The following is a 16,577-nucleotide window of genomic DNA, read 5'->3' as shown; positions in this document are numbered from 1 at the left end:
AATGCAATGTTTCGGAGATAGACATGCAAAAGTACACTCTTTGGTTTAATACCCTGTCCATGAACGATGTCGACAAAGTCGGCGGTAAAAATGCTTCACTTGGTGAAATGGTTTCTAATTTATCCAATGCTGGCGTTTCAGTTCCTAACGGTTTTGCTACTACATCGTTTGCCTTCCACCAGTTTTTGGAATTTGAACAGCTTAATGACCGAATTTATGCCCTACTCAATGATTTGAATGTTGAAGATATTGACGCTCTGCGTAAGACAGGCGCGACGATTCGACAATGGATTCTGGATGCTCCCTTCCCCGCGGAGTTAGAACATAATATCCGTGAGCATTACGCGACACTAATTGATGGTAATGATGAGCTTTCAGTCGCGGTACGCTCATCCGCAACCGCAGAGGATCTCCCCGATGCCTCTTTCGCTGGTCAACAAGAAACCTTCCTTAATGTCAAAGGCATCGATGCGGTTATTGAAGCGACGAAGCACGTTTATGCTTCGTTATTTAATGACAGGGCTATCTCATATCGTGTGCACCAAGGTTTCGATCACGAAGGCATTGCGCTATCTGCGGGTATCCAGCGAATGGTTCGTTCGGATAAAGCGTCATCTGGTGTGATGTTTACTCTCGACACCGAATCAGGATTTGATCAAGTCGCCTTCATTACTTCCTCTTGGGGTCTGGGTGAAATGGTCGTTCAAGGCGCAGTGAACCCCGATGAGTTCTATGTTCATAAACCATCCCTTGAAGCCGGTAATCATTCGATCGTCCGCAAGACCTTTGGCTCCAAACTGATCAAAATGATCTACGCCAATAGCCAAGAGATCGGTAAGCAAGTTGAGATCATTGATACAGATGAAGAAGAGCAGAAGCACTTCTCACTGGCCGATCATGAAATTGAAGAGCTTGCGAAACAGGCTTTAATTATTGAAAAACATTACCAGCGTCCAATGGATATTGAATGGGCCAAAGATGGGATTGACGGCAAGATCTACATTGTCCAAGCTCGACCAGAAACCGTGTGTTCTCAAAGCGATAAGAATGTTGTCGAGCGTTTCCAATTAAACGCGAAAGCAGAAGTCTTGATTGAAGGCCGAGCCATTGGGCAACGAATTGGTACTGGCCCTGTACGCTTAGTCTCTTCTTTAGATCAAATGTCACTAGTCCAAGATGGCGATGTGCTGGTCACAGACATGACAGACCCGGACTGGGAGCCGGTAATGAAAAAAGCTTCTGCTATCGTGACCAATCGTGGTGGCCGAACTTGCCATGCTGCAATAATCGCACGCGAACTCGGTATTCCAGCCATTGTCGGTTGTGGTGATGCGACAGAAAAGCTGACAAATGAGCAATCTGTTACAGTGTCATGTTCTGAAGGTGAAACTGGATTTGTCTATCAAGGCGAGTTGAACTTTGAAGTCAAACAGTCAGCAGTCAACGAGTTACCATTACTGCCGACTAAAGTCATGATGAATGTTGGAAACCCAGATCGTGCTTTCGACTTTGCTCAATTGCCAAATGAAGGTGTTGGTCTTGCTCGTTTAGAGTTCATCATCAATAAGATGATTGGGATCCACCCTAAAGCCCTACTCAATTTTGATGCTCAAACACCAGAACTACAGATGGAGATCACTGAGCGCATTAAAGGCTATAGCGATCCAATCGATTTCTATGTCAGTAAGCTGACTGAAGGTATTGCAACCATAGGTGCGGCTTTCTGGCCTAAGCGTGTGATTGTTCGCATGTCTGACTTTAAGTCAAACGAATATAGCAACTTAGTCGGTGGTAAAGATTACGAACCGCACGAAGAGAACCCAATGCTAGGTTTTAGAGGCGCTTCTCGCTACATCTCTTCCTCTTTTGAAGATTGTTTTGAACTTGAAACTCAAGCAATCAAGCGTGTACGTAATGAAATGGGCTTAAAGAACGTAGAGATCATGATCCCATTTGTTCGAACACCAAGCGAAGCAGAATCGGTGATCGACCTATTAGCTAAATTCGGTTTACGACGCGGTCAAGATGGATTAAAAGTCATCATGATGTGCGAATTGCCGTCTAACGCAATACTCGCAGACGAGTTCTTAAAATTCTTTGATGGTTTCTCTATCGGTTCAAATGATATGACGCAATTGGCTCTTGGTTTAGACCGAGATTCAGGCGATGTCGCGCACTTGTTTGATGAACGAGATCCAGCAGTAAAAGCGTTGCTGAAATTGGCCATTGATGCCGCAACCAAAGCAGGAAAATATATTGGTATTTGCGGACAAGGCCCATCTGACCATGACGATTTTGCTCAATGGTTAATGGAGCAAGGCATTAGTTCTGTATCGTTAAACCCAGATACTGTTGTCGATACTTGGCTCAAGCTTGGTAACATTGACCAAAAATAGCATTCTATAACAAGAATCGTTATTTATAACTGAGCAGATTTATAATTGAGCCGCTCTATAACTAAGTAAAAAAAGCCGATGACATTTTTATGTCATCGGCTTTCTTATTCTTGTCGCTAATGGCTAGTCGCCTTTCACGATTAATCTATTGAGCTATTAACCATAAACCTAGCGTAAGCCGCTGAGAAACTCATGCCTTGTCGCTGGATTGGACTTAAAGATCCCACCTAATGCAGTAGTAGTGGTTTCACTTGTTGCATCCATTACTCCGCGTGATTTAACGCAGTAATGCACCGCATCCATCGTTACTGCAACATCTTCTGTCTCAAGCAAGGTTTGCAATGCGACTAGAATCTGTTGTGTCATCCGTTCTTGCACCTGAGGGCGCTGAGCGAAGAAACGTACGATACGATTAATTTTTGATAATCCGATGATTTTTCCACGTGGTATATAAGCCACCGCTGCTTTGCCATCTATTGTGACTAAGTGGTGCTCACACGTGCTGGTTACCGTAATGTCCTTTACTCTAACCATTTCACTAACGTTCATCTTGTTCTCGATGACGGTGATTTTTGGAAAGTTTGTGTAGTCTAAACCTGAAAACACTTCATCAACATACATCTTGGCGATGCGTTGAGGTGTCTCTTCTAAACTATCGTCAGTAAGGTCTAGCTCGAGTAGAGATAAGATTTCACGCATATGGTGTTCAATCTTTTCTTTTTTCTCTTCTCGGCTTACATCATTAGGACGCATCGGCGTCTCTAATCCACGGCTTGATAGCGCATCTTTAACCAACAGAGCTGATTCGCTAAGACCTGACATTCGCATTCCTCTTGATTTACCCCTTTTGGATGGCAGACAAGCATACTCGCAATCTTGAATAATTACACCCCTATTTTGGTGAGGGGCATTGCACTGAAGTGATGAATACCAACACCTGTGGAGTATATTGCCAGGGCTAAATTTATGCTAAAGTACTCGGCGATAACACTCTAATAATGACAAGTACCAAAGGATTCTTATATGGGCTGCTGTGACGCTCCGGGCTTAATGCCTATTGAAGACGCGCTAGACAAAATGCTTTCGCGTATCTCTCCTATTCAAACGACCCTACAACTACCTCTTGCTGATGCTTTAGGCTATGTCCTAGCTGAAGACGTTTTATCTCCAATTTTTGTTCCACCTTTTGATAATTCTGCAATGGATGGTTATGCGATAAAACTCGCTGATCTTGAGCGTTCCAATATATTACCGCTTGCTGGTAAATCTTTCGCCGGACTTCCATTTGAAGGTGAATGGCCTGCTGGAACCTGCATCCGTATCATGACAGGCGCCAAAATCCCTGAGGGCTGTGATGCTGTTATCATGCAAGAAAATACCGCAGTGACAGATCTTGGCATTGAAATTAAACAAAAGAACATCAAACCACAAAACAATATTCGCCCTACCGGTGACGACATCAAACAAGGTGACATTGTTCTAGAAAAAGGGGTAAGACTTACCCCGCGCGATATCCCAATGATCGCCTCTCTTGGTTTTAGTCATCTAAACGTCATTGCCAAACCTAAAGTGGCTTTTTTCTCTACTGGTGACGAGTTAAAATCATTGGGTGAGACGTTGGAAGATGGTCAAATATACGATAGCAATCGCTACGGTATTAAGCCGCTCATCGAAGGTTTTGGCTGCGAAGCGATTGACCTTGGAATCATTCCAGACTGCCAAGACACGTTACGAGCAACATTTGAAAAAGCACAAAAAATGGCTGATGTGGTTGTCACTTCCGGCGGTGTAAGTGTCGGCGAAGCGGATTACACCAAAGACATACTCGAAGAACTTGGGGAGATCGGTTTTTGGAAACTTGCGATTAAACCGGGCAAGCCTTTTGCTTTTGGCGCTCTAGATGATGCATGGTTCTGTGGGTTGCCAGGAAACCCGGTTTCAGCCATTTTGACCATGTATGTTTTAGTTCAACCTATGCTAGCGAAACTTGCAGGCCATACTCATTGGCAAGCACCTGAATCCATCCCTGCCATTACAAAAACGGCATTCAAAAAAGGCCCGGGCCGAACTGATTACCAACGCGGGATCTACACCATCAAAGATGGCCAATTTGAAGTTGAATCAACAGGCAACCAAAGCTCTGGTGCATTTCGTTCAATGAGTCTTGCTAACTGCTTCGTCGTTATTGAACGTGACAGAGGCAATGTTCAAGTGGGTGAAACCGTTCAGATCCAGCAGTTTAACTCTACGCTTTATTAAGGAATTGAGAGTTGGAAATATTATCTGACCAAGAGATGCTTCGCTACAATCGTCAAATCATCCTCAAACAGTTTGATTTTGATGGACAAGAAGCCCTAAAGCAGAGCTCAATTTTGATCCTTGGTGCTGGTGGCTTAGGTTGTGCCTCTTCTCAATACCTTGCCACTGCGGGGGTTGGAAAAATCACCTTGATTGATGACGATGTCGTTGAACTGTCGAATTTACAACGTCAAGTTCTACACAGTGACGCAGACATTGGTCGTTTGAAAGTCGATTCCGCTAAGGAGACACTTTTAACCCTTAACCCTCATATCATGGTTGATACGGTTTCTGAACGCTTAAACGATGAGCAGCTTAGACAACTTGTGGAATCGCACTCTTTAGTGCTCGACGCAAGTGACAACGTAGCAACTCGAAATCAACTGAACAGACTCTGCTTTGCGACTAAAACACCATTAGTTTCTGGTGCCGCTATTCGTATGGAAGGTCAAATTAGTGTATTCACTTATGATGATGAGAATCAGCCATGCTATCAATGCCTCAGTAGCCTATTTGGAACCGCTGCATTAAGTTGTGTTGAGGCGGGAGTAATGGCTCCTGTTGTCGGAATTATCGGGGCGACTCAAGCGCTAGAAGCCATTAAGGTATTAGCGAACTTTGGCCAGTCGAAGCAAGGAAAGCTATTGATCTTAGATGCGATGTCACTGACATGGCGTGAAATGAAATTATTCAAGCAGCCATCATGTCCGGTATGTAGCAAATAACGTCATCGATCCATCCAGTTTCATGGCTGGTAGCATTACTCCGTCACTCATCATTAAGCCTTAGTCTAATCGCTAAGGCTTTTTTCATATCTCCAATATTGATAATCAAATTGAGAATATAGAAAATATAAAAATAAAAGACATTGAAATCAAAAGGTTAAAAATGGCACGCAACTTGTAATAAGGAGTATACGTTAGAAGGAAAGGAAGATGACATGAGAATACTACCTATTGTTGCTTTATCATTGGCTACCTATGGAGGGGCGGCATTGGCAGCCCCATTCGATACTTGTCCAAGCAAAGCCTATTTATTCCAATCAAACCCAGTTCAAGTGTATGGCTTAAACTTAGTTACTGGTCAATCGACGCTGATACAAAGCGACACAGGCATGGATGTGAACATTAACGGTGTAGGGTTCGATTTTGAAAACCGCTATATCTATGGTTACGACACAACGAATAAACAAATCGTAAGGTTAGGCCACGACTTCCAAGCAGAGATCGTTAACACAGCTAATTTACCCACTGGCCACACTTTTTATGTGGGTGATGTTCACGACCAATATTATTACCTATACCGCACTGGAAAAGGGCTTTTTAGAATTGACTTGCGCCCACTTGAGAGTGATCCAACGGCCATTTTATTAGTAGAGCAGATCTCCTCTTCCGCTAGCCCAAAATTAACGGATTTCGCTTTCCACCCCGGTGATGGTTCTCTATATGGTATCGATAATAACAGCGGCGGTTTATATCGCTTTAATACGTCAACAGGCGCTGAAACTTACATCGGAGATACTGGCGAGCTAGGAACATTTGGAGCGGGTTACTTTGATGTCAACGGTTACTACTACGTATCTCGAAATCAAGATGGACAAGTCTACCGTATTGATTTATCCGACGATGCTCAAATAGCCGCCGGAAATGTCCCTGCGGTTAAATTTGCAGATGGTCCTTCATCTAGTCAAAACGATGGTGCACGTTGTGCAAATGCTCCTGTGATTGATGAAGACTCGACCATCGATTTTGGTGACGCTCCTGATAGCTATCAAACTACGCTTGCCAGTAATGGCCCGCGACACCAAATCGATGGCATGACTTGGTTAGGCAACTCAGTACCAGACGGAGAACAGGATGGTTTTGTGTCCCCTTTAAGTGATAACACTTCTGGCAGTAATGATGAAGATGGAATCGGATTTGTTACCGCTCTAGAAACTGGTTTTGACTCCATTATTATTGCCAATGCTTCAATCTCTGGTTACTTGTCTGCATGGATAGACTGGAACCAAGATGGTGATTTCGACGATGAAAACGAGAAGGTATTTTCAGACAAGGAGCTCACTGCTGGCACGAATCAACTGCTGCTGAATGTCGATATCAATGCCCTAAACGGTAACACATGGGCTCGATTTCGTTTCAGTCAACAAACAGGACTTAATTACAACGGAGGCTCTACCTCTGGAGAAGTGGAAGACTATCAAATCAACGTTCTCAATGATGGGGCCACTGCTCGACACTTCCCAAGCGAATTTGGCTACGCAACCCTCGCTTATGAAGATAACTGGCCCTATACCGCAGATTACGATATGAACGACGTCGTCATGTTCTACCACATCACCGAAATTGTTAAAGAGAATAAGGTGGTTAAATCAACCATTAAAGGCCGATTTGCAGCTTATGGCGCAGACTATAAAAATGGATTTGCTGTTAGATTAGCTGGATTGTCTCGCTCTGAGATTGATACGGCTCGTACCTTCCAACAGCATAACGGTGCAATCAATGAAGATAGCGGATTGGAGCTGGATGCCAACGAAGCAATATTTATTATATCGAACGATTTAACGTCTAAATTTTCAACAAATTGCAGTTACTATCGAACCATTAATAGCTGTAAAGACTCCGAAGCTTTTGCTTTCAACTTAAGCATTACATTGAAAGAAGATGCTGATGTCTCTTCTCTTATGGGAATGCCATATGACCCATTCATCTTTGCCTCACCAGGAACCTATCATGGGCAGGGCTTACCCAATCACCCCGGTCGTAGCTATGAGATACATTTAGCTGACCAGGCCCCAACAGAGAAATTTGATACCGATAACCTTGCCGGCCTTGGTGTCGATGTCAGTGATGAAAGTTCAGGTGTTTACTTTAAGACAGCGACAAATTTACCTTGGGCGCTACTCATTACCGATGAATGGGAATGGCCGACAGAACGTACCGACCTTGTAACGGCCTATCCGAGTTTTGCCGAATATGCGCAATCTGGTGGCAGTAAAAACACTGATTGGTTTGAGTCATCAAATGCTATACAAAATAAATACTATCAACCATAAGGGTATCGATTATGAAAAACTTACTGACTGTAACGACGCTAACTCTTATTCTTATGGGATGTGGGGGCGGAGGAGGAGGTGGGGGTGGAAGCTCTGAAGGCGGTAATAGCACCGCCACTCCGGCAGAAAGTACCTTAACGACCTCTGAGCTAATTGTTCCTAATGGGTTTGACTACAACCCAATAGACGATTTTCAGCTCAAGCTTGATTTAAGCAGTGAGACCACACAACGTGCATACGTATCTGTCTACCATCAATTTAGCACCGATAATAGCGCAGCCATACAAGCGAATTATTCAAGTCGTATCGCATCAGCTTCATTGCAAGAAGGTAAAAGCACCATCAACTTTACAGTACCAAATGCAAAAAAAGAGTTGCTTGTCGAAATATGGTTTTATGATGGGTCTCCTGCTAAACAGCAGATTTTTTCTACCACGAACCGCCAATTAATTTGGTAATCAATTTCATGGGAAGTTGGACAATATTGCCGCTTCCCTAGTTTTTCTTCCCATTCCCCCCAGTAAATAAGTTATGTTTCTCACATCTAAGCAAAAAATGTCACTTACTACCAAATCAATACTTGCTTCACTATTTTGAATAGCTACCATGGTATCACAAACAGCGTACTGAAAAGCTTCATGAGGTTAAATGGCAGAATTAAAGAAAAACATCTGGACTATGTATACCGTTGTTTTAATTGCGACCATGTTGTTATTCGGAATATTTTGCCACTCTCGTTACCAAGTAATAGAACAGCAAGCGACAAATGATCAAATATTACAGTTAGAGCTTTTTGTTAATTCAACAAACTCGCTTTTAAAGGGTCAAGAAACACTGCTAGAGATAATGGGACAACAAATAATCTCTCAAGATGATTATACTCGAACCGCCTCATTACAAATTCGTCCCCTCCTTAATAAGTTGCTGGAGTTGCACCCAGCAATAGAAGCTTTTGGCCTTACCAACCCTGAAGGCACTTTCATCGCAGTCAGTTCAAACCTTGAGTTATCTGCGATGCCTAATCTATTAGAGCATAAACCCAGTCATGACGATTTTCTCAATGCTCTCAATAGTAACTCAGTTGTCGTAGGGAAAACTTATGTCGTACCGTCATTAGAAAAGCCTGTCATCCCCATCCGAAAAGCGTTACGAGAGGCATCAGGTGAAGTTAAAGCGTTGATGACCGCAGGGCTTAAAATCCAAAGCACAATGGTGCTCAATAATACAAGCCACCTAAACTCATCCAACTCATTGCAATTAGTACGTGAAGATTTGTACCCTCTTTATATCTCTGCGGATAATTATCCAGAAGATTGGTACAAAAGCCCCATGCCTATAGAAAATTACCAGTCTGGTATTGCCAAAATAAGCGAAAAGTACGGACTTTCAGAGGCTGAAATCAAGAAATCAGCTCGGTCTTACACCATCAATATCGATTACCCAGGGCAGAGTTTTCTTACTTCCGTCTGCTTTATTCCTGAATTTAACATTTGGGCGATGTCTCAAACCGACCGCAAATTTCTAGAGCAACAATTTTATTCTGAGTTTGTATTCTTATCTTCTGTATTTTTAATGATACAAATTTGTTTCTACACTCTCGTTCGATCTATCGCAAAAAATGACAGAAAAACACGTGAAAAGCTTCTGTATCAGGCAACTCACGATCATTTGACAGGATTGCCAAACCGTCCTTACCTTTCTGACTCTCTTAGTCAATGGCTAGATTTACCAAGTGAAACCTTCTATCTGCTCTACATCGATATCGATAATTTCAAAAGTGTTAACGAAGCTCACGGCCATACTTTTGGTGATAAGATTCTTATCGACATCTCTGAGCGTTTGAAAACATGTGTTACCCCTTCGGATATTTTAATCAGAAAAGTCAGTGATGAATTCATCGTCATGGTTAAAAAGCATAATGTTCAAGACCTACGAAAATTTGCCGACAATATACAAGACAAACTTTCTAAGCCTTACACCATAGATGGTAACCAATTTCTATTAGGCAGCAGTATTGGGATAGCAACTTACCCTGAACACGGTGGGAATTTAGATGAACTGCTAAGAGCCGCAGACATTTCTATGTTTCAGGCTAAAAAAGAACGTAACGCATCGATAATGTTCAACTCGGAAATGCAAGCGCAACACCTTCAAACGATGGCAATTGAACAAAAACTAAGACTGGCCATTGAAAACCAAGAGCTATTCATGGTTTATCAGCCTCAATTTGATATGGAAGGCAACCTATACGGTGTTGAAGCTCTCGTTCGTTGGATTGACACAAAACTCGGATTCGTTCCACCGAACGTTTTCATTCCAATTGCTGAAAAATCTGGGTTAATGCCTAAATTAGGCAAGTTTATTATTGAAAGAAGCCTGAGCGATATCAGCCAGTTACCACAAGCCATGTCCAATGATTTAAGGTTGTCACTCAACATTTCAGAGCGACAATTCATGCAAGTTGATTTTGTTCCTCATCTCATGAAATCTTTGAGCTACTCAAAGTTCAATGCGAATAATTTGACCATTGAAATTACAGAAAACCTATTTATTGAAGATCTCGATTATGTAAAACCGATTTGCGAGCAACTGCATCAATTAGGCATTAAGATTTCTCTCGATGATTTTGGGACTGGCTACTCTTCATTAAGTATGCTGAAAGCACTACCGATTGATGAATTGAAAGTCGATAAGAGTTTCATTGATAATATCCATAGTGATCACCAATCTTTGACGATGGTAAAAAACATCATCGCAATTGGGAAAATATTTGAAATGGTCGTTCTCGCTGAAGGCGTTGAAACAAATGACCAAAAGAACGTACTAAGAGAGTGTCAATGCGATTTACTACAAGGTTATCTCTACTCAAAGCCAATTTCACCTGAAGAACTTAAAGCATTTACCCTAGAAAAAATGAAACAAACTACGCTATAAAATAAAGGGAATGATATCATTCCCTTCTCTCTTAAATGGTGGTTTGATTCATTCTATTGAGCTGCTTTCCTAACGCTTAAATGATCATGCTCTTATATACTTCATAGTTTTGGATTTAAGAAACATATCTAGGCTCCTGAGCATTTCAGCACGTTACGATTCAGATCTTTTGCTCTCTTTCATCTGCTCATCTAAATTCAATACGGTCAAAGCATTGCTTACGCTAGTTGCTATCACATCAATAACCCCACTTCTCAACGCACCAAGTAGCGCTAATGGTTTACTATTTTCTGCCACAATCGCAATCACTTCCGAGATTGGTCGAAACTCTTCAATACTCAACCCAATAACACGATCACTCATGACCGTATTCGCAGCATTGCCATCAATATTGAAGAAATCGTGCCCTGCAAAATCACCTACAACTCCTTGTTGCAAGCGCGACTGCACCACTTCATCTGGTGTAAACCAGCCGAGATCAACCATGTAGCTATTTTCACTCATGTCACCAATACCAACTAATGCAACATCCGCTTTACGAGCTAAATCTAAAGTCTGCTTAACCGTTCCATTTTGCATGAAGGCCATTTTCTGATCTTTATTCTCCGCATAAGCAGGTGCATAAAGTGTTTCAGATGTACCCCCATATTTTTTCGCTAGTTGTCGGCAGATATGATCAGCGTTGAACATTCCGCCCCGCGGGTGAATACCTCCGATACCACATACGAATTTACAATCCCGCGGTGTTATAACCCCTATATGGTGAGCAACCGATGAAACATTTCTGCCTTGCCCTACTGTTACCACCATTCCGTTTTTTAACGTGCTAGTCAGGTAGTTTGACACCAAACCTGACACTTGGAGACGCTGCTGCTCTTCATTAGGTTGGTCTAATGCGATAAGCGCTCTTTTAACACCAAATCGCTCAACTAGCCTTTGCTCGATTTTGGCACTAAATACAGGGTGATATTTTACCGTAATTTCAACGATCCCTTCATCCCTAGCTTGTTTAAGCATACGGCCAACTTTAGCTCTTGAAATCGAGAATTTTTTTGAAATCTCTTCTTGAGTGGCACCGTCTTGATAGTAAGCTACGGAGATCTCAGTAAGGAGATCGGTATTATCTAAAGAAACATCTTGGCTATTATTACTCATATCCAATTCTCATAAATATTAAAAATGACATACCCAATCACTATCTTTTTAGTGTGTAATTTATAAAAAATAGCATTTGGGTATGGCTTAAAGGTGTTCATATGCTCAGGGGGTAATCATATGTCAACACATTATGGGAATGCAACATTTGCCCATAGCCATTACAAATACTCATACAAATTCTACAGGTACTTGGTTGCCATGCAGCCCTTACAAATACTGGGCAAACGTTTATCTGAGTTGAGCCATGTGAGAGCGATTAAAAATACTTGATTTAAGTCATCATATGTTAGATTCAGTAATTGACTTTATCTCCAGATAAGATAAATATGGACTCATCATTTACTCAGTGTTCGAACAAATGCTCAGCGCAATTGTTTAAACCGAAAAATTTTCAAGTTTATTGATGATTCTCTATTAAGCTTAACGAAACTTGAGCTTTATAAATCAACAATTAACTCGCTTTCAAATGCCCTGTTCACTTTACAGTAAAGTGACTAAGCCCAGAGAAATAGGATGATCAACATGAGCAATAAATTAGAGCAACTTCGTAAACTAACCACTGTTGTAGCTGACACTGGTGATATCGAAGCAATTAGCAAATACACTCCAGAAGATGCAACAACTAACCCTTCTCTAATTCTTAAAGCGGCTCAAATCGAAGAGTATGCACCTCTAATCGACGCTTCTATTGAATACGCTAAAGCTCAAAGCTCAGACAAAGCACAACAAGTTCAAGATACTTGTGACATGCTTGCTGTAAACATCGGTAAAGAAATTCTTAAAGTTGTTCCAGGTCGTATCTCAACAGAAGTTGACGCACGTCTTTCTTACGATATGGAAGGCAGTGTTGCTAAAGCTCGTCAGCTTATCAAAATGTACAACGACGCTGGTATCACTAACGATCGCATTCTTATCAAACTGGCTTCTACTTGGGAAGGCATCCGTGCTGCTGAAATCCTAGAGAAAGAAGGCATCAACTGTAACCTAACGCTACTTTTCTCTTTCGCTCAAGCTCGTGCTTGTGCAGAAGCTGGCGTATTCCTAATCTCTCCTTTCGTTGGCCGCATCATGGACTGGTACAAAGCGAAAGAAGGTCGTGACTTTAAAGCTCAAGAAGATCCAGGTGTTGTTTCTGTTGCTGGTATCTACAACTACTACAAAGAACATGGTTACAAAACTGTTGTTATGGGCGCAAGCTTCCGTAACATCGGCGAAATCCTTGAACTTGCTGGTTGTGACCGCCTAACAATCGCTCCTCAACTTCTTGCTGACCTAGAAGCTGCTGAAGGCGAAGTTGTAGAGAAACTAATTGACTCTAACGGTAATAAAGAGCGTCCAGCAGCAATGACTCACGCTGAATTCCTATGGGATCACAACCAAGACCCAATGGCTGTTGAGAAACTAGCTGAAGGTATCCGCAACTTCGCAGTAGACCAAGGTAAACTGGAAGTAATGATTGAAGCTAAGCTTTAATCTTAAAGAATTCAAATGAGAGGAGCAGTTTTGTTCCTCTTTCTTTTACAAACTTAAATTTTCGGATGTACTATGAACCGTAAACCTCTAGCTAACGCTATTCGTGCTCTAAGCATGGACGGTGTACAACAAGCAAACTCTGGCCACCCAGGCGCTCCTATGGGTATGGCTGATATCGCTGAAGTTCTTTGGCGCTCTCACCTAAACCACAACCCAGCAAACCCAGAGTGGGCAGATCGCGACCGTTTTATTCTTTCTAACGGCCACGGTTCAATGCTTATTTACTCTCTACTTCACCTTGCTGGTTACGAGTTATCGATTGAAGATCTTAAAAACTTCCGTCAACTACACTCTAAAACGCCAGGTCACCCAGAGTACGGTTACGCTCCAGGTATCGAAACAACAACGGGCCCTCTAGGCCAAGGCATTACTAATGCTGTTGGTATGGCAATGGCTGAAAAAGCACTTGCTGCACAGTTCAACAAAGAAGGTCACGACATCGTTGATCACTTCACTTATGCATTCATGGGTGATGGCTGTCTGATGGAAGGTATCTCACACGAAGCATGTTCTCTAGCAGGCACGCTTGGTCTTGGTAAGCTTGTTGCTTTCTGGGATGACAACGGTATCTCTATCGATGGTGAAGTTGAAGGTTGGTTCTCTGACGATACACCTAAACGTTTTGAAGCATACGGCTGGCATGTAATCCCAGCAGTAGATGGCCACGATTCAGACGCAATCAATGCCGCTATCGAAGCAGCAAAAGCAGAAACAGGTCGTCCTACTCTAATTTGTACTAAAACTATCATCGGTTTTGGTTCTCCAAATAAAGCAGGCACACACGACTGTCACGGCGCACCACTTGGCCACGACGAAATTAAAGCAGCAAAAGCACAACTTGGTTGGGAGCACGATTCTTTTGAAATTCCGTCGGAAATTTACGCAGAGTGGGATGCGAAAGAAGCAGGCGCAACTAAGGAAGCAGCGTGGAACGAGAAATTTGCAGCTTATGAAGCAGCACACCCTGAGCTGGCAGCTGAATTCAAACGCCGCGTAAACGGTGACCTTCCTGCTGAATGGGAAGAGAAAGCATCTGCAATCATTGCTGATCTTCAAGCTAATCCAGCAAACATCGCTTCACGTAAAGCATCTCAAAATGCTCTAGAAGCGTTTGGTGCAATGCTACCTGAATTCATGGGCGGTTCTGCTGACCTTGCGCCTTCTAACTTGACTATGTGGTCTGGTTCTAAGTCGCTAACAACTGAAGATTTCGCAGGTAACTACATCCATTACGGTGTACGTGAATTCGGTATGACAGCAATCATGAACGGTATTGCTCTGCACGGTGGTTTCGTACCATACGGCGCAACATTCCTAATGTTCATGGAATACGCTCGTAACGCAATGCGTATGGCTGCTCTGATGAAAATTCAGAACATCCAAGTATACACACACGATTCAATCGGCCTAGGTGAAGATGGTCCAACTCACCAACCTGTTGAGCAAGTTGCTTCTCTACGTCTAACTCCAAACATGAGCACATGGCGCCCATGTGACCAAGTTGAGTCAGCGGTAGCTTGGAAACTAGCAATCGAACGTAAAGATGGTCCAACAGCACTTATCTTCTCTCGTCAAAACCTTGCACAACAAGATCGTGACGCAGAACAACTAGCAAACATCGCTAAGGGTGGTTACATCCTGAAAGATTGTGCAGGTAAACCAGAACTTATTCTTATCGCAACAGGTTCTGAAGTTGAACTTGCAACTGAAGCTTACGCTCAGTTAACTGCTGAAGGCAAAAATGTACGCGTTGTTTCAATGCCAGCAACTGATGCATTTGACAAGCAAGATGAAGCTTACCGTGAATCAGTACTTCCTTCAGACGTAACTGCTCGTATCGCTATCGAAGCGGGCATTGCTGATTTCTGGTACAAATACGTTGGTTTCGGTGGCAAGATCATCGGCATGACAACGTTCGGCGAATCTGCACCTGCTGACCAGCTGTTCAAAATGTTTGGTTTCACTACTGAAAACGTAGTAAACACAGCAAAAGAGCTACTAGCTTAACTCTAATTGTGGCTTAATTAGCAAAGCTGAATAAGCATCATCAAATCCCTACATTGAAAAATGTGGGGATTTTTTATATCGAGAGCACAGCATTTTCTCCTTATTTCAGGGTCTATAGGCACATGATAAGCATGACATTAGATCTTATGATGTTATCATTTTATTAATAAATATAATTTAGGTGTAGGACACGGAATGCACACTCTTAAACGGTTTTTCTATGAGCTAGCGAAAGAAATACGTGATGTAATTTATACTCTTTCTAAAATAATGATCCCAATTATAATAATTATTAAGATCATCGAAGAGTGTGGTGGCATCATCATATTGAGCGACTTACTGGGTCCTCTGATGAATAACGTTGGGCTGCCAAGCGAGATGGGCCTCGTTTGGGCGACAACACTGCTTACGAATATTTATGCAGGTCTTATTATTCTAGTGAACCTTGATATTCCACTGACTGTGGCACAAAGTTCAATTCTTGGAAGCATGCTTCTTCTCTCCCACTCCCTTCCCATTGAGGGGGCTATTGCTAAAAAAGCGGGGGTCAATTTATGGGTAACGCTAACCATTCGAATTGGTGGTAGCTTATTTTTAGCTTGGCTACTTCACCTCACTTATGATGCAACTGGCGCGTTATCTCAACCCGCTCAAATATTATGGAAGCCTGACATTAACCCCGATACCAGTTATCTCGCATGGAGTATTGATCAAGCCAAGAACTTATTGATGGTTTATGTCGTAATAGCCGCACTTCTTTTCAGTTTGAAAATTCTCAAGTTGCTTGGCATTGAAAAAGTCATGGCACTTCTATTAAAACCATTTTTACGTATTTTAGGTATCAGCAAAGAAGCGACAAACTTAACCATTATTGGCATCACGTTAGGGCTTTCATTCGGTGGTGGCTTGTTGATTAATGAAGCTCAGAAAGGTCATATAAAAGCGAGAGATGTATTTACTTCAATCATGCTGTTGAACCTTTTACACAGCTTGATCGAAGATACGCTGGTCGTTCTATTGATCGGCGCCGATTTCAATACAATTTTCTGGGGACGAATCGTTTTCGCAATCAGTATTATCGCTGTAGTTGCCGCCATTGTGCGCAGACTCAATAGCGGTTTCTGTGAACGATATTTTTACAAAAGTGTTGTACCTAACACTTAGCACTTAGCACTTAGCACTAAACGCTTACAGAC

At 42.3% G+C, this 16,577-nt stretch carries 11 protein-coding genes; 9 read left to right on the top strand and 2 right to left on the bottom strand.

The window, feature by feature from the left end:
- Positions 1-23 precede the first annotated feature (23 nt).
- The gene (ppsA, locus tag L4C39_RS17750) at positions 24-2,396 is read left to right on the top strand and encodes a phosphoenolpyruvate synthase (protein ID WP_429747230.1); all 2,373 of its coding nucleotides are present in this window, start codon (positions 24-26) and stop codon (positions 2,394-2,396) included.
- A 168-nt stretch (positions 2,397-2,564) separates the two neighbouring features.
- On the opposite strand, the gene folE is transcribed toward ppsA, so the two are convergent.
- Complete coding sequence (folE, locus tag L4C39_RS17745) at positions 2,565-3,218, bottom strand: GTP cyclohydrolase I FolE (protein ID WP_017053242.1); 654 nt, start codon at positions 3,216-3,218, stop codon at positions 2,565-2,567.
- Positions 3,219-3,419: 201 nt separating this feature from the next.
- On the opposite strand from folE, the gene moeA reads away from it, so the two are divergent.
- The 5 genes from moeA (at position 3,420) to L4C39_RS17720 (ending at position 10,683) form a co-directional block, all read left to right on the top strand.
- Positions 3,420-4,655, top strand: coding sequence for a molybdopterin molybdotransferase MoeA (gene moeA, locus L4C39_RS17740; protein ID WP_429747227.1), 1,236 nt, complete (start codon positions 3,420-3,422; stop codon positions 4,653-4,655).
- A gap of 11 nt (positions 4,656-4,666) precedes the next feature.
- On the top strand, positions 4,667-5,419 hold the full coding sequence (gene moeB / locus L4C39_RS17735) for a molybdopterin-synthase adenylyltransferase MoeB (protein ID WP_136995389.1): 753 nt from the start codon (positions 4,667-4,669) through the stop codon (positions 5,417-5,419).
- Positions 5,420-5,634: 215 nt separating this feature from the next.
- Positions 5,635-7,749 carry an LruC domain-containing protein gene (locus L4C39_RS17730; protein WP_429747225.1) on the top strand — a complete coding sequence of 705 codons (2,115 nt, stop codon included), beginning with the start codon at positions 5,635-5,637 and terminating at the stop codon, positions 7,747-7,749.
- A gap of 11 nt (positions 7,750-7,760) precedes the next feature.
- Positions 7,761-8,207 carry a hypothetical protein gene (locus L4C39_RS17725; protein ID WP_429747223.1) on the top strand — a complete coding sequence of 149 codons (447 nt, stop codon included), beginning with the start codon at positions 7,761-7,763 and terminating at the stop codon, positions 8,205-8,207.
- 190 nt (positions 8,208-8,397) lie between these two features.
- On the top strand, positions 8,398-10,683 hold the full coding sequence (locus tag L4C39_RS17720; protein WP_429747221.1) for a bifunctional diguanylate cyclase/phosphodiesterase: 2,286 nt from the start codon (positions 8,398-8,400) through the stop codon (positions 10,681-10,683).
- A gap of 153 nt (positions 10,684-10,836) precedes the next feature.
- On the opposite strand, the gene L4C39_RS17715 is transcribed toward L4C39_RS17720, so the two are convergent.
- The gene (locus tag L4C39_RS17715) at positions 10,837-11,838 is read right to left on the bottom strand and encodes a sugar-binding transcriptional regulator (protein ID WP_017053248.1); all 1,002 of its coding nucleotides are present in this window, start codon (positions 11,836-11,838) and stop codon (positions 10,837-10,839) included.
- Positions 11,839-12,363: 525 nt separating this feature from the next.
- Between L4C39_RS17715 and tal the strand changes: the two genes are divergently transcribed.
- The 3 genes from tal to L4C39_RS17700 all read left to right on the top strand — a co-directional run bounded on the left by tal (position 12,364) and on the right by L4C39_RS17700 (position 16,545).
- Positions 12,364-13,314 (top strand): transaldolase, encoded by a 951-nt coding sequence (gene tal / locus L4C39_RS17710; protein WP_429747219.1) that lies wholly within the window; start codon positions 12,364-12,366, stop codon positions 13,312-13,314.
- Between the two features lie 72 nt (positions 13,315-13,386).
- Positions 13,387-15,381, top strand: coding sequence for a transketolase (tkt, locus tag L4C39_RS17705; protein WP_113798932.1), 1,995 nt, complete (start codon positions 13,387-13,389; stop codon positions 15,379-15,381).
- Between the two features lie 195 nt (positions 15,382-15,576).
- Positions 15,577-16,545, top strand: coding sequence for a hypothetical protein (locus L4C39_RS17700; RefSeq protein ID WP_113798934.1), 969 nt, complete (start codon positions 15,577-15,579; stop codon positions 16,543-16,545).
- The last annotated feature ends 32 nt before the right edge of the window (positions 16,546-16,577 follow it).

The organism is Vibrio clamense (assembly GCF_050337905.1).
Taxonomy (GTDB): Bacteria; Pseudomonadota; Gammaproteobacteria; order Enterobacterales; family Vibrionaceae; genus Vibrio; species Vibrio cortegadensis.
Note: the sequence above shows the minus strand (reverse complement) of the source record. Positions and strands in the feature narration are given on the sequence as shown.